This is a genomic window from Streptococcus intestinihominis (genome assembly GCF_046824975.1).
GTDB lineage: Bacteria > Bacillota > Bacilli > Lactobacillales > Streptococcaceae > Streptococcus.
This window is the reverse complement of sequence record NZ_JBKQBL010000002.1, coordinates 328,699-329,353: the sequence shown is the minus strand read 5'-3', so window position 1 is coordinate 329,353 and position 655 is coordinate 328,699. Positions and strand designations below refer to the sequence as shown.

Sequence of the window (655 nt, the reverse complement as noted above, 5' to 3'; positions counted from 1 at the left end):
GGGTTCTTCAAGATATAGAAAGATTTTTAGATGATAGAAACTGAGAAAAAACAGGAGCGGGTCCTCATTGTTGGCGTCGAGCTCCAAGGCATGGAGAACTTTGACATGTCTATGGAGGAGTTGGCCAGTCTAGCCAAGACAGCCGGGGCAGAAGTCGTCGGCGTCTACACTCAAAAGAGGGAGAAGTACGACAGTAAGACCTTTGTCGGCTCTGGGAAGCTAGAAGAGATTGCCCAAATGGTCGATGCGGATGAGGTTTCGACCGTTGTCGTTAACAACCGTTTGACCCCTCGCCAGAATGTGAATTTAGAAGAAATCTTAGGTGTAAAGGTCATCGACCGGATGCAGTTGATTTTGGATATCTTTGCCATGCGGGCACGAAGCCACGAAGGCAAGCTCCAGGTTCATCTGGCCCAGCTCAAGTACCTCTTGCCCCGTCTCGTGGGTCAAGGGATCATGCTCAGCCGTCAGGCCGGGGGGATTGGTTCCCGTGGACCGGGAGAAAGTCAGCTGGAGTTGAACCGCCGAAGTGTCCGCAATCAAATCACTGATATCGAGCGTCAACTCAAGGTGGTCGAGAAGAACCGTGAAGTGGTCCGGGAAAAACGCCTAGAATCCCCCATCTTTAAGATTGGCTTGATCGGCTATACCAACG

1 protein-coding gene is annotated in these 655 nt (G+C 51.3%); it reads left to right on the top strand.

What is annotated here, in order from left to right; all coding sequences use genetic code 11:
* Nucleotides 1–30: 30 nt before the first annotated feature.
* A partial coding sequence (hflX, locus tag ACLOR3_RS05020; protein WP_412037040.1) for a GTPase HflX occupies nucleotides 31–655 on the top strand: 625 nt, incomplete at its 3' end.